The organism is Janthinobacterium silvisoli (genome assembly GCF_014200725.1).
Classification (GTDB): domain Bacteria; phylum Pseudomonadota; class Gammaproteobacteria; order Burkholderiales; family Burkholderiaceae_D; genus Janthinobacterium.
This window is the reverse complement of record NZ_JACHCL010000002.1, coordinates 316,230-329,233: the sequence shown is the minus strand read 5'-3', so window position 1 is coordinate 329,233 and position 13,004 is coordinate 316,230. Positions and strand designations below refer to the sequence as shown.

Genomic DNA, 13,004 nt, shown 5'->3' with positions numbered 1-13,004 from the left:
GTCATTATCGTTGAAATTGCGGATGCGCTCCAAATGTCTGCAAATGTGCGCGCATGGCGGCGGCCAGTTCATCGGGCTGTTCCAGCGGAATCATGTGGCCGCTGGCGCCGCGCACCATATGCAAGGTGGCGTTTGGCAAGCATTCCGCCATGGCCCGCAAGTCGGCGGCCGGCACCAGTTGATCCTCTTCCGCACCGACGATCAGCACGGGAAAGTGCAGTTCCGGCAAGCGGTCCATCAGGTCGGGCCGCTTGATGGTGGTGGCAAATTGCGTCAGCAACACGTCCTTGCCCAGGTCCAGGCCCATTTGCTCGATCAGGCCCGTGATGGACTTATCTTGCAAATGCGATGGATGCAGCAATTCGCGCAAGCGCTGGCGTGTGATGCCCGCATAGGCGTTGCGCTTGAGCATGTTGACGATGCGTTCGCGCGCTTCTATCTCTGCCGGCAATAACCCCTTGGCGGAATTGGCGATCAGGGTCAGCGATTTTATCCGCTCCGGATGGGCCACCGCATGTTCGATGGCCAGATAGGCGCCCAGCGAAAACCCCACCAGGTGCGATTGCGGTGCGCTGTGGCTGGCGATCAATTCCTGCATTTGCTGGCGCGTGCCGGCCTGCTGCAAGGGGATGCAGTTGCAATCGTAGGCATCGCCCAGCTTTGACGCCAGGGGCGACCATAGCCGTTCGTCGCACAAGGTGCCGGGTATCAGGTCCAGCCGCATCTGGTCTTGCGGCAAGTTGTTCGTCATAGCTTAAGCATGTCTTGTTTGTTGTCGCGGCATTATCGGTCATTTTGACGATCACGGTGGAGTGCACAGTCCGGTGCAGGCGTTCCACATGGCATTATGTTAGGCTGGCCGCGCTCTTATTTTCGCTAAGGAAGAATATGGATGTACTGTCAAAAGGCCAGCGATTGCCGCTAGCCAATCTCGTGCCAGCTGGCGTATTGGACATCGGCGTGGCCGTACAGGGGCTGGCGCTCGACTTTGCCTGTTTTGGCCTCGATGGCGCCGGCAAGCTGTCGGACGAACGCTATATGACCTTCTTCAACCAGCCGCGCACGCCATGCGGCAGCGTGGAAGTGCGCACCGCCAGCGGTGGCGACCATGCAGCCTTCGCTTTCCAGTTGCCGCGCTTGCCGGCCGGTATAGAACGCATCGTGGTGGCGGCCAGTATCGATGGAGCTGCTGTCATGTCACAGATGGCGTCCGGTTACCTGCGCTTGCTTGCCGGCGGGCATGAAGTAGCGCGCTTTGCCTTTGCCGCCGCCGATTTTGCGCAAGAAAAAGCCGTCATGCTGGGCGAACTGTACCGCAAGGATGGCGCCTGGCGTTTCATGGCTGTCGGCCAGGGTTTCAATGGCGGCCTCGATGCGCTGGTGCGCCATTTCGGTGGCGAAGTGGCTCCCGCTATGGCCCACGTTAGCGCGCCAGCGAAGATCGATCTGGAAAAGCGGGTGGCACGCGAAGCGCCGCAACTGGTCAGCCTGGTCAAGCAGGCCGCTGTATCGTTGGAAAAAGTAGGCTTGTCGCAGCACCGCGCCAAGGTGTGTTTGTGCCTCGATATTTCCGGTTCCATGGGGCGCTTGTATAAAGAAGGCCTGGTGCAGCAGTTTGCCGAGCGCATCCTGGCGCTGGGCTGCAAGTTTGATGACGATGGCGAGATCGACGTGTTTCTGTTCGGTAAGGATGTGCACCAGCCAGACCCGATGGACTTGAGCAATTGCACCACCTACGTCAAGCGCGTGATCCAGCTGCATCCGCTGGAAGGCGATACCCGGTATGGCAAGGCCATGCAAGCCATCCGCGCGTTTTATTTTCCCGACGCCAAGGGCCAAGAGCGCACTCGGCCATTGAAGGCGGACATGCCCGTGTATGTCATGTTTGTCACCGATGGCGGCACCAGCGACCAGGCCACGACTGAAAAGCAATTGCGCTGGGCCAGCAATGAAGCGATCTTTTGGCAATTCATGGGCATCGGCAAGGGGCGCAAGTCGAAAAGCAAGTTTTTGGCTGCGTTTGCCGACTCCGATTTCCCTTTCCTGGAAAAGCTCGATGAGCTGGGCGGACGATTGATCGACAATGCCAATTACTTTTCCGTCGGCTCGCCCGACGAGCATAGCGATGCGGAACTGTACGACTTGCTGATGACGGAGTATCCGGACTGGCTGAAGCTGGCGCGGCAGCACGGTTTGCTGGCGTAATATGGTGGAGTAGGTGCTGCAGTAGCGCACTGTCATTTTTTTGTCATTTTTGTGTCATGCCGCTGTTGCCGTGCTTGCGCCATACTGCGAGCATCATGGATCATGAACAATAGAAAGGGACCGGCGGCATGAGAATCCTGGTCATCGAAGACGAACCCAAGGCAGGCGAGTACATGCGCAATGGCTTGACGGAAGCCGGTTATGTGGTCGATGTGGCGCAAAACGGGCGCGATGGCCTGTTCATGGCGCAAGAATTGCGTTATGACTTGATCTTGCTGGACGTCATGATGCCGGAAATGGATGGCTGGGAAGTCATGCGCAAGCTGGGTACGGGCACGCCCGTGCTGTTCCTGACGGCGCGCGGCACCCTCGATGACCGCTTGAAGGGCTTGGAGCTGGGCGCCGACGATTACCTGGTCAAGCCATTCTCGTTTGCGGAATTGCTGGCACGCATCAGGGTAGCCTTGCGGCGCGGCCAGCAAGTACGCCAGGAAGACGTGATGGCCATCGCTGACCTGCAGATCGACGTGCCCAAGCGCAAGGTCGTGCGGGCTGGCACGCGGCTCAGCTTGACCAACAAGGAATTCAATCTGCTGCATTTTTTTGCCTCGAACCAGGGGCAAGTATTGTCCCGCTCGCTGATCGCTTCGCGCGTATGGGACATGAATTTCGACAGCGACACGAATGTGGTCGATGTCTCCGTGCGGCGCTTGCGCCAAAAGATCGATGAACCGTTCGCCATCAAACTGATCCACACCGTGCATGGCGTGGGTTATCGTTTTGAAGAGGAAGCATGAAGCTGGCCGGGCAATCGCATTCGCTGATCAACCGGCTGGCGCTGTTGTTTGCCTTGCTGACCTTTGCCGCCACGGCCACGCTTGGTTATGCCTTGTACCGGGCGCTGGAACAGCAATTGACCGTGCGCGACGACGCGGCGCTGGTCAACCGGGTCGACCAGTTGCGCACCTTGCTGCGCGACGTGGACGTAGTGGACTTGATACGCCAGAAACCGCATCTGTTCGCCAATATGCTGGGCAACCGCGAAGCCTTGCTGGTTTTGCAGTATCCTGGCCAGGCGCCGCTGATCGAAGTCAATCCCGGCAACAGCCGCGTGCCCGACGTCAAGCCGGTGGTGGCCGATGCACCGCTGTCGCTGGACGCCGTGCATCATCGGATCGAGCCTGATGGCACACCCTTTATCGCCGTCTCCGCCGCCGCCATCACCAGCCACGCGCAAGAACCGTTGTTGATTACCTCGGGGCGTTTGCTGACTGAACGCACGCGCATGCTGGGCAATTACCGTGACCAGATCGTCTTGCTGGCGGCCATCATGTCGGTGCTGAGCGCACTGCTGGCCTACTGGATCGCGCGGCGTGGTTTGTCGCCACTGCGCAAGCTGGCCGAGCAGACGGGCGCCATCGGCATCCGCAACTTGTCCGTGCGCATTGATAGTGCGGACGCGCCGCAAGAATTGTTGCCGCTGATTACAGGATTCAACGGCATGCTGGACCGGCTGGAAAGCAGTTTTACGCAGCTGAGCCAGGTCTCGGCCGACATGGCCCACGACTTGCGCACGCCGATCGGCAATATGCTGGGCCAGACCGAAGTGGCCCTGGGCCAGCGCCGCGACGTGGAGTATTACCAACGACTACTGGGATCGAACTTCGAAGAATTGCAGCGCCTGTCGAAAATGACCGACAGCATGCTGTTCCTGGCGCGCGCCGAGCACGCCGATCATGTGATCGAGCGCAAGGCGGTCGATGTGAGCGCCGAATTCCAGCGCCTGGCCGATTATTTCGAAGGCCCGGCCGAAGAGCGCGACGTGCGCCTGGTGCTGCGTGGCGAAGGAGGCGTGTGGGCCGACGCCGTGTTGCTGCGCCGCGCCCTGGCCAATCTGCTGGCCAACGCCGTGCGCTATGCCGAACCGGGCAGCGAGATAATTCTGGCGGCAAGCCAGGAGGCGGAAGGCACAACCATCACGGTAGAAAACACGGGCCCCACTATCGCCGAACACCACCTGGCCCGGCTGTTCGACCGCTTTTACCGCGCCGACCCGTCGCGCCACGCATCGTCATCTTCCAGCGGCCTGGGCCTGGCCATCGTGCGCAGCATCATGACCCTGCATCAGGGCAAGTGGAGCGCCGAAAGCCGGGATGGCGTGACTTGCTTTAGTCTGTTTTTTCCGACAGCCCAGCAATAAACGCGACGAAGCTGGCGCAATACGGTTCAAAGTCCCAGCGCCCTGTGCCATGCATGGCACACAGCACGGGCGCATCGTGGCTGTGCATTTGGCCCAGATCCAGGCATAGCGGATCGCCGCCTGCGTTGGCTATCACCAGATACTGGGCAGGCCAGTCAGCGATGCTTAGCTGCGTGACTGGATTCCAGGCATAGCCGTGCTGCGCCTTGATCAGTTCGCTGGCGCCAACCAAATGCAAACCTTGTGGGAAGTCTTCTGTTGTGATTTGCACCCTGAGCGGCGAGGCGCAGGCCAGGAAGCGCCGGTAGTGTTCGGGCAAGGTCCAGCGCTGGTCGATGGCCAGCACATGCTCGGGACTGGCGATGGTCAGCCAGTTCGATGGCTGGGCCAGGTCTTGTTCGCGCGCGCGTAAGGCGGCCAGCTTGTGGTCGAGGGCCGCCAGCGCGTGTTCCAGCGGGGTCTCCGGCGTGTCCAGCAAACGATGGCGCAGCGGTTCGGCGTGGCCCGCACCGTTTGGGTAGCCCATCGTTTTCCATGCCAGCAAGGCGGGCAGGTCGATGTCGGGCGCCTTCCATTGGCCAGGGTCTTCCGGGCGGCCGGCATCGAAGGGCTGGCGGCTGAAGACGGCCAGCCTTTTGACGGCCTTGGCGCGGGTCTCCAGCGTCATGTCTTGATTGCCGGCAAGTTCCAGCAGTGCGCCGTAGGCCGCCTTGCCTGTGCTTTTCAGCAAACCATCCACGCCCCAGTAGGCCAGCCTGGGCTGGCCCAGGCTCCAGAGGTAAAAGTCAGCGTATTCGCCAGGCTGCGTCAGCTTGACCATATCGGTCAGCAGCAAAGTGCGCCAGTGCAGCAACTGGCCGTCACGCGCATAGTCAGCCAGGATGGCCAGCACGGCCAGGCGCTCTGTTTGCCCATGCTTTTTCAGCAGCCGGCCTAGCAGGCGCGAGAATTTGTTGCCGTCGCTTTCCTCAAACAGCTTGCTGCGCAGCGTGTCCAGCGGTGCCGCCGCCATCAGACTGCCATCGGCGCCGTGATCGGGGCGTGGTGCTGATAGCCCTCCAACGAGAAATCGGACGGTGCTATCTTTTCCAGCCATTCCGGTTCGTATTTGCCTGTCTTGGCAAACTCCGGTACGCGGTCGGAAATAAGGAACTGGGGCGCCGGGAAGGGCGCGCGGTTCAATTGTTCCTTGACCATGTCCAGATGGTTTTCATAGATATGGGCGTCGCCGATAAAATACGTGAACCAGCGTGGTGTGTAGCCGGTCAAACGGGCTACCAGATGCAGCAAGGCCGCGCCTTCGGCGATATTGAACGGTGTGCCCAGGCCGATGTCGTTGCTGCGTACATATAAACACAGCGAAATTTCGCGCGTATTGGCGTTCGGGATGAACTGGTACAGCAAATGGCAGGCGGGCAGGGCGACGGCGTCGAGCACGGCAGGATTCCAGCCGTGGAACAAGATGCGGCGGCTGCCAGGATTGTTGATGATGGTGTCCAGACACTCGCGCAACTGGTCGACAGCCTTGTACAGCAGCACTTTTTGCACGCCATCCTCGACGATGGGAGCAACCACGGTAAAGCCGTTTTTCTGCGCATCGGCAATTTGTGCCGGCTGATCAGCACCCAGCAGCTTGTAGGCTGGCCACTGGCGCCATTGCACGCCATACACTGGGCCCAGATCATCTTCGCCTTCGCGATAGGGGTTGGCCAGCCATTGGGCGTTTTCATTGGCGTTCTGGTCCCATACCTTGCAGCCCAAGGCGCGGAACTCGGCCGCATTGCGCGAGGCGCGCAGGAAGGCGCACAATTCGCCGATCACCGATTTGAACGCCAGCTTCTTGGTAGTGACGGCTGGAAAGCCATTGGCCAGGTCGAAACGCATCATGGCGCCCGGCACGCTCAGGGTGCGGATGCCGGTGCGGTTATCTTGCCAGCTGCCTGTTTCGAGGACGGTTTTGATCAAATCTTGGTATTGCTGCATATTGTGCTCCGGCTTTACTACGGTAAGGATGGTGATTGTAACGCAGCCCAAGGCAGCACGGCGGGCCGGCCGAGGCTGTAAGGATAGGTGAACGTTTGCATAATGTTGCAAGCGTCACCCCAAATTATTTGACTCTGTGGTAACTTGTGTATCCCCAGGGTAACAATATAGAAACGGCAGATTCTGCACCATGTTCTTGCGACAATTCGTGAATAATAATAACGCCGCCGTGGTGGAAATGAGCCGCACTGATTTCCTCAAGGCCAATCTGCGCCTGATTCTTGCATGGCCCTTGCTCTGCCTGGCCTTGTGCGCCGTGCTGTGGACGGCTACCTTGCTGCAGCTGGAAGCGGAAAAGAAGGTGGCCCAGCAGCAGGCGCTCGACAGCGTCGCCTCGCTGTCGAAAGCGTACAGCCAGTATTTGCTGCGCACCCTGGAACAGATGGATCAACTGACACTGCAACTGAAATACGAGTGGGAAAAATCGCAAGGGAAGCTGCGGCTCGATGAATTGAAGACGCAGGGTATGTATGCCTTGCCGCAATTTGCCATCGTCGCCATCCTTGACCGCAAGGGACACGCCGTCACCGCCACTGCGCCCTTGCAGCGTTTGCGTACCAGCGAGCGCAGCGATTTCCTGCTGCGTCACTGGCGCAGCAATTCCAGCGCCTTGCGCATCGCCCTGGGCCGTGCCAACGAAGGCGTGGCCAAAGGCGATGACAATACCCTCGTGCATTTCACGCGCCGGCTGGAAGATGCTGACGGCAATTTCGACGGCGTGCTGCTCATTTCCATACACTCGGCCTATTTTGCAGAATTCTACGACAGCGTCAATTTCGGCAAGCTGGGCATGTCGGCCGTGGTCGGTGAAGAGGGCGAACTGTTCAGCACGCGCCTCGGTACACGCGTCTTGCCGGTGCAGGGCACGCCTTTCTTCGACACAAATTTCCTGGAAACGGACAATGGCGCCATGCAGTCGGGCGGCAGGGTGGCGTTTTCGGACAAGCAAAACCGCTACGTGGGCTGGCAAGCCTTGAAAGCCTATCCCTTCACGGCGGTGGTGGGCCTGTCTGATGTGGAAGTGCTGCATCCTTACGAGGAAACGCGCACCATCTATATGTGGATCGCGACGGCCGTCAGCCTGCTGCTGATGGGTTTTACCGTGATCGCCACCATGCTGTCGCTGCGCCTGGCCTGGCGCCATCATTTGTCGACAGGCGTGCGTAATGCCTATCGCATGGCAACCGAAGGCACCAGCGACGGCTTTTACATCATCGCCGCACTGCGCGATGAAGCGGGCGCGATCATCGATTTTGAAATCGTCGACTGCAATGAGCCGGGCGCCCGTTTCTTTGGCGTGCGGCGCGATCAGTTGCTGGGCATGCGCATGCAGGAGCGCGCCCACGAACAGTATTTCCGCGACTTGATGCAAAGCTACCGGGCCGCCATGGAGTCCGGTTTTTCGGAAGAAGAGATCGAACTGCAGGAGGGGAACCCATTCAAGCTGCGCTGGATACGCCGGCGCCTGGTGCGCAGCGGCGAGCGCCTGGCCGTGACCTTGCAGGATATCAGCGCAGCAAAAGAACATGAGCAGGACTTGCGCCGCTTGGCCAGCGAAGATGGCTTGACGGGGCTGCCTAACCGCCACTGGCTGCAGCAGTTCCTGCCCAATGCGCTGGCGCGCGCGGCCATCGATGGCCATATGATGGCGCTGCTGTTCATCGATCTCGATGGCTTCAAGGATATCAATGACACGCAAGGCCATGCGCAGGGCGACAAGGTGCTGCGCGCCGCCTCCTTGCGCCTGAAAGCCGTGCTGCGCCCTGGCGACCATGTGGCGCGCCTGGGCGGCGACGAGTTTATCGTCATCCTCGACCCGATGGAAGATGAGGAGCGCGCCGAGCAGGTGGCGCAGCGCATTGCCCTCGCTTTCGATGAACCGTTTTACCTGGGTCTCGAGCGCCACAAGATGGGCGCCTCGATCGGCATCAGCCTGTATCCGCGCGATGGCGGCGAAACCGATGTGCTGTTGAAGAATGCCGACATCGCCATGTACGCCGTGAAGGCGGCAGGCAAGGGCCATCACCGTTTCTTCCAGCCCGAACTGTTTGAAACCATCCGCAACCGGCGCGAACTGGAGCAAAGCCTGGTGTCGGCGCTGGAGCAGGACCAGTTCCTGGTGGTCTACCAGCCGCGCGTGGACGCCATGAGCGGCCAGTTGTGCAGCATGGAGGCGCTGGTGCGCTGGATGCATCCGCTGCACGGCATGGTGCCGCCGCTGGAATTCATCGCCGTGGCCGAAAGCAGCGGCCTGATATCGCAGCTGGGCGAGGTGGTGATTGAAAAAGTCTGCCAGCAGATGGCGCGCTGGAAGGGCTATGGCATGGAGCTGGTGCCGGTCTCGATCAACGTTTCGGCGCGCCAGTTCGGCCGCGGCGATGTACACGAAGTGCTGGCGTCGGCGCTGGCCCGGCACCGCATCGAGGCGCACCTGATCGAAGTCGAGATCACGGAATCGGCCATGATGGATGAACAGAACCGCGCCGTGGAACAGCTGGCGGCGATACGCGCGCTGGGCGTGCGCCTGCTGGTCGACGATTTCGGTACCGGCTATTCCTCGCTGTCGCAATTGCAGAAGTTTGCCATGGACGGTTTGAAGATCGACCGCGCCTTCACCATGGAGCTGGGGCGTTCGGAGCAGGGCGAAGTGTTCGTGCGCGCGATTTTGTCGATGGCCCATGCGCTGGGCATGAGCGTGGTGGCCGAAGGCGTGGAAACGGCCGAGCAGCTGGAGATCTTGCGGGCCCTGCAATGCAACGAGGTGCAGGGCTATTATGTATCGCGCCCGGTGCCTGCCGAGCAGATGCTGGAATTGATGCTCAAGCGTTTTTTGATCCCCAAAAAAGCCCGTGTCCTGCCGCCGTATAGTACCGTTGCCGGGCTGGATACTGCGGCTATTATCAGCCTTGAAAGTCCCTTAAAATAAAAAGAGCGACCGTTCGCTTTTTTTTCAAAAATATTATATGCTGCATGCATGCGGTCCTGGATTGGAGTTCACGACTGCATGCAAAGCCAGGCGGGTGCGGTCGATGCCCGATGCTAAATAAGCAAGCCATATAATAAAGAGAGACTCAATTGAAAATTAAATACCTTCCTCTGATTGTTGCCGCCGCATTGGCCGGCATGTCGACCACCGCCCAGGCTTCCGGTTACCGTTTCGGCTCGCAAAGCGTGTCCGGCCAGGGTACGGCCGACGCCAACGGCGCCGAAGCCTCCGACGCTTCCACCATCTTCTACAACCCGGCTGGCCTGTCGCGCCTGGATGGCACGCAAATCGTCGGCGGCGGCACCCTGGTGCTGCCGCATTCCTCGTTCCAGGACACGGGTTCGACCACCTTCACGGGGCGCCCGACGACGGGTGCCGCCAAGGATTACGCGCCCGACGCAGTATTCGCGCCGGCCGTCTACGCCAGCAAGAAAATCAACGATCAATGGACCATCGGCGCCGGCCTGTTCGTGCCTTACGGCGCCAAGCTCGATTATGGCAACCAATGGAGCGGCCGCTACGCGATTACCAACATCAAGCTCGAAGCGATCGCGCTCAATCCATCGGTGGCCTTCAAGCTCGATGAACACCACTCGTTTGGTTTCGGTATCACGGCCGAATACATGAAGGCAGAACTGGGCCAGGCGGTCGACGTGCCAGGTACGGTGGCTTTCCTGAACAGCCACGCACCGGCCGCAGCGCAAGCCTTCCTCGGCAATATCGCCCAGACCCAGGGCTTGGCCGCCGCGCAAGCCGCGGGCCTGGCGCTGAAAAATGCCGGCGATGGCCATGCCGAGATGGATGGCCACGACTGGGGATTCGGCTTCAACCTCGGTTATCTGTACCAGTTGAATGAAGGCACGCGCTTCGGTATTTCCTACCGCTCGTCGATCTCGCACAAGCTCAAGGGCAGCACCATCTGGGACTTCTCGCAAGTGTCGAATAACGCCGCCGTGAATGGCTTTATCTCCAGCGCTTCGGGCAAGGTCAATTCGCAGGCGCTGGTCGAAGTGCGTACGCCGGAAACCCTGTCGGTCAACGCCTTCCATCAGTTAGACGCCAAATGGGCGCTGATGGGCGACGTCACCTGGAGCCGCACGTCGCGCCTGCAAAACCTGGACATCCAGTTCCCGCCGACCGGTGAAGGCGCCGAGCGCATCCGCCAGAACTGGAAGGATACCTACCGCATTTCGCTGGGGACCAATTACAAGTACAGCGACAGCCTGATGCTGCGCGCCGGTATCGCCCACGACCAGGCGCCCGTACAGAACGATGAATTGCGCCACCCGGCCTTGCCAGACAGCGACCGCATGCAGTACTCGATAGGCGCCAACTGGAAGATCAACGACAAGTCCTCGCTGGACCTGGCCTACAGCTTCCTGGACTTCAAGGACGCCGGCGTGAATTACACGAACAACTGCTCGCCGGTGACGCCTGGTTGCACCGGCAACGGTGAAACCACCAAGGGCTTGTTCAAGACCCGCATGCAATTGCTGGGCGTGGCTTACAACTACAAGTTTTAAGTGATGCCCTGATGTGAAAAGAGCGCCTGCGGGCGCTTTTTTATTGGGGTGGTCCCTCCGGGTACGACCCCGGCCATTCACGGGTTTTCTAGAATCCCTGCACCAGCAAAGCGAGCGCCTTGCGTACTTGCTGGTCTTCCATCCCCAGCAGGTTATCTCCCACATACCATTCCACATAGCTGTGGCCGGGCAGGGCGGCGTGGCTGGCGCGGCCGAATAGCCAGATGCCGTGTTCGCGCGCCACCTGATTGCGGATGGCGATGGCTTTGTCGCGCGAGACGGGCAGATGCAGATGCAGCATGTTCGCCTGCGGTTTGGCCGGATTGACGGCGATGGCAGGGTAGTCGCGCAGCGTCTGGTACAGCCACAGGGTGCGCTCAAAATACTGCGGCATGGCGGCCAGGCGCGCATCGAACTGCATGGCGGCAGCCACTACGTATGGTGTGCGGTGATACGTATTGCCGCCCTGGCGGTGCAACCAGGCGCGCGCGCGCTCGATAAAACTGCGACTGCCTGCCAGCACGGCGCCACCCATGCCACCGAGTCCCTTGTACAGCGATACGTAGGTGGAATCGAAGCCGCTGCAGATGGCGGACAGGCTCTGGCCGAAGGCGGCCTGGGTTTCCCACAGGCGGGCGCCGTCCATATGCAGGTGGATGTTGTTGGCCTTGCAGTGGCGCTTGATGGCTTCCAGTTCTTCCCACGACGGCGTCTGGCCGCCGATTTCACGCATCGGCAGTTCCAGCTGCACCGCGCCCAGCACATCGGGCACGGCGCGCAGGTCGTCCACCGTCCACGGACGGTGCGGGTCGCCGATGCTCAAGCCCTGGAAGGTGCCGAACAGTTCATGGTTGCTGCGTTCGTGGCGCAGCACGTGGGCCGTCGGGTGCAGCGCCACCAGTGATGAGCCGCGGTCCTGGCAGGCCAGGCGCATGGCGACCGATTGCGCGATGGTACCCGTGACGCAGAACACCGCCGCTTCATAGCCGAGCAGGCTGGCGATCTTTTGTTCGAACTGTCCGATCAGCGCGCCTTCGCCGTAGATGTCGTGGGCGATGTTGTTATCGGCGCACCAGGCGGCCATGGCGGTGAAGGTGCCGGCTGGCGTGGGCTGGCGGTGGCCCGGTAAAACTGTGTGGCATTGCAGGCGCAGTTCGGTCTCGGTCAAGGTCTTCTCCAGGAATAGCGATTAGATTAAATAGCGATTACAGGGTGGCAGTGGCCAGTTTGGCGCCAAAGCCGATGAACATGACACCCACGCCGCCGCCCATGCCGGCCGACAGGCGGCGACGGCGGCGGAAGGCGTCCGCCAGGCGGGCGCCAGCGAAAATAATCGCTGTCAGATAAGTAAAGCTGCAAATCTGGCAAATCATGCCCAGGCCGATGAAGGAGATGGCAGGCGAGTGGAATTGTGGATCGACGAACTGGATGAAGAAGGAAATAAAGAACAGGATGGCTTTCGGATTCATCAGGCTGATGATCAGGGCCTTGCGGAAGGGATTGCTTTCCTTGACTGGTGCGGGCGCAGCATCAGCGGCACTGTCGCCGGCGGCGCCAGCGCGCAGCTTGCGCCAGCAGCCGAGCAGCATTTGCAGACCGATCCAGCCCAGGTAGGCGGCGCCGATGAATTTGATCACGTGGAACAGGGCCGGGCTGGCTTTCAGCAGGGACGCCACACCGCAGGCCGACAGCACCATCAGGATCAGGTCGCCGGCAAAAATGCCGCACGCACCCTGGTAAGCCGTGCGCACGCCGCGCTGGGCCGCTACTGACAAGACATACATGGAATTGGGGCCGGGCAGGATGACGATAAAGACCGTGCCGAGTAAAAAAGTCCAGAAATCGGTAATGCCAAAGTTGGCGTGCATCAGGGCGTTCATGTATTTCCAAGCAATAAAGAGGGTTGCGCGCGAGGGGGGGAGCGCCGCAAGTGCCTATTTTACTTGGTTTAGGCCGTGCTCCGGACCCTGTGCCGCCGGTAAAATAGCAGCTGGCATCGTCCCCTGGAAATTTGAACGCGACGGATTGAACCTTTTTATGCCAGCAC

10 protein-coding genes are annotated in these 13,004 nt (G+C 60.3%); 5 read left to right on the top strand and 5 right to left on the bottom strand.

Going from position 1 to position 13,004, the window contains the following annotated elements; translation table 11 throughout:
* Positions 1-4 precede the first annotated feature (4 nt).
* On the bottom strand, positions 5-751 hold the full coding sequence (locus HDE75_RS11640; RefSeq protein ID WP_183677520.1) for an alpha/beta fold hydrolase: 747 nt from the start codon (positions 749-751) through the stop codon (positions 5-7).
* Positions 752-888: 137 nt separating this feature from the next.
* On the opposite strand from HDE75_RS11640, the gene HDE75_RS11635 reads away from it, so the two are divergent.
* The 3 genes from HDE75_RS11635 to HDE75_RS11625 all read left to right on the top strand — a co-directional run bounded on the left by HDE75_RS11635 (position 889) and on the right by HDE75_RS11625 (position 4,405).
* Positions 889-2,205, top strand: a complete 1,317-nt coding sequence (locus HDE75_RS11635) for a VWA domain-containing protein (protein WP_183677522.1) — start codon at positions 889-891, stop codon at positions 2,203-2,205.
* Positions 2,206-2,333: 128 nt separating this feature from the next.
* Positions 2,334-3,002, top strand: a complete 669-nt coding sequence (locus tag HDE75_RS11630; RefSeq protein ID WP_183677524.1) for a heavy metal response regulator transcription factor — start codon at positions 2,334-2,336, stop codon at positions 3,000-3,002.
* Positions 2,999-4,405, top strand: coding sequence for a heavy metal sensor histidine kinase (locus tag HDE75_RS11625; RefSeq protein WP_183677526.1), 1,407 nt, complete (start codon positions 2,999-3,001; stop codon positions 4,403-4,405). Before HDE75_RS11630 ends, HDE75_RS11625 begins: the two co-directional genes overlap by 4 nt.
* Here HDE75_RS11625 and HDE75_RS11620 read toward each other — a convergent pair.
* Positions 4,374-5,417 carry an SMI1/KNR4 family protein gene (locus tag HDE75_RS11620; protein WP_183677528.1) on the bottom strand — a complete coding sequence of 348 codons (1,044 nt, stop codon included), beginning with the start codon at positions 5,415-5,417 and terminating at the stop codon, positions 4,374-4,376. The two genes, HDE75_RS11625 and HDE75_RS11620, sit on opposite strands and share 32 nt — an antisense overlap.
* Positions 5,417-6,388: a thymidylate synthase gene (locus tag HDE75_RS11615; RefSeq protein WP_183677530.1), complete on the bottom strand. Its 972-nt coding sequence runs from the start codon at positions 6,386-6,388 to the stop codon at positions 5,417-5,419. Before HDE75_RS11615 ends, HDE75_RS11620 begins: the two co-directional genes overlap by 1 nt.
* 208 nt (positions 6,389-6,596) lie before the next feature.
* On the opposite strand from HDE75_RS11615, the gene HDE75_RS11610 reads away from it, so the two are divergent.
* Together HDE75_RS11610 and HDE75_RS11605 are read left to right on the top strand one after the other, a co-directional pair.
* Positions 6,597-9,374, top strand: coding sequence for a bifunctional diguanylate cyclase/phosphodiesterase (locus HDE75_RS11610; protein ID WP_311735104.1), 2,778 nt, complete (start codon positions 6,597-6,599; stop codon positions 9,372-9,374).
* A 149-nt stretch (positions 9,375-9,523) separates the two neighbouring features.
* On the top strand, positions 9,524-10,957 hold the full coding sequence (locus tag HDE75_RS11605) for an OmpP1/FadL family transporter (protein ID WP_183677534.1): 1,434 nt from the start codon (positions 9,524-9,526) through the stop codon (positions 10,955-10,957).
* A gap of 88 nt (positions 10,958-11,045) precedes the next feature.
* Here the strand turns inward: HDE75_RS11605 and HDE75_RS11600 are convergent, their stop codons facing one another.
* Positions 11,046-12,125: a threonine aldolase family protein gene (locus HDE75_RS11600; protein WP_183677536.1), complete on the bottom strand. Its 1,080-nt coding sequence runs from the start codon at positions 12,123-12,125 to the stop codon at positions 11,046-11,048.
* 37 nt (positions 12,126-12,162) lie between these two features.
* Positions 12,163-12,837, bottom strand: a complete 675-nt coding sequence (gene leuE / locus HDE75_RS11595; RefSeq protein ID WP_183677538.1) for a leucine efflux protein LeuE — start codon at positions 12,835-12,837, stop codon at positions 12,163-12,165.
* Positions 12,838-13,004: the final 167 nt, after the last annotated feature.